The 771-nt window shown below is 55.8% G+C and carries 1 protein-coding gene; it reads right to left on the bottom strand.

The genetic code is table 11. From position 1 onward, the window contains the following. Positions 1-771: Ig-like domain-containing protein (locus tag BM736_RS25280; RefSeq protein WP_256718006.1), on the bottom strand; the 771-nt coding region annotated here is incomplete at both ends.

The raw sequence follows: 771 nt of genomic DNA, 5'->3' as shown, positions 1-771 counted from the left end.
CATTGGTGACGGTGAGGGTCTGACTCCAGCCATCTTGGCCGAACACTAATTCGGTGCCGTTGATGTGGGTGACGTTTAATATCGCGCCGTCGCCGCCATCCGTATCGACCTTGCCATCGCCGTCATCATGGGTGATGACATTGCCGCTGACCATTGCGCCTTCATCAACACTGAAGCTATCATCTTCCGCGATCGGCTCATCATTGACGGCGCCGACACTGATGGTGACGGTAGCRTCATCGCTGTCAGTGCCATCGCTTAAGGTGTAGGTGAAGCTTGGGTTTGTCTGGGTTGGRTCACTGCCATCATGGGTGTACTCAAAGCTACCGTCGGCTTTGATGCGCACGGTGCCATTGGTGACGGTGAGGGTCTGACTCCAGCCATCTTGGCCGAACACTAATTCGGTGCCGTTGATGTGGGTGACGTTTAATATCGCGCCGTCGCCGCCATCCGTATCGACCTTGCCATCGCCGTCATCATGGGTGATGACATTGCCGCTGACCATTGCGCCTTCATCAACACTGAAGCTATCATCTTCCGCGATCGGCTCATCATTGACGGCGCCGACACTGATGGTGACGGTAGCGTCATCGCTGTCAGTGCCATCGCTTAAGGTGTAGGTGAAGCTTGGGTTTGTCTGGGTTGGATCACTGCCATCATGGGTGTACTCAAAGCTACCGTCGGCTTTGATGCGCACGGTGCCATTGGTGACGGTGAGGGTCTGACTCCAGCCATCTTGGCCGAACACTAATTCGGTGCCGTCGATGTGGG

Source organism: Shewanella sp. UCD-KL12, assembly GCF_001957125.1.
In the GTDB taxonomy this organism is placed as follows: Bacteria; Pseudomonadota; Gammaproteobacteria; order Enterobacterales; family Shewanellaceae; genus Shewanella.
The sequence above is the reverse complement of the archived record's forward strand: the minus strand, read 5'-3'. Positions and strand labels throughout refer to the sequence as shown.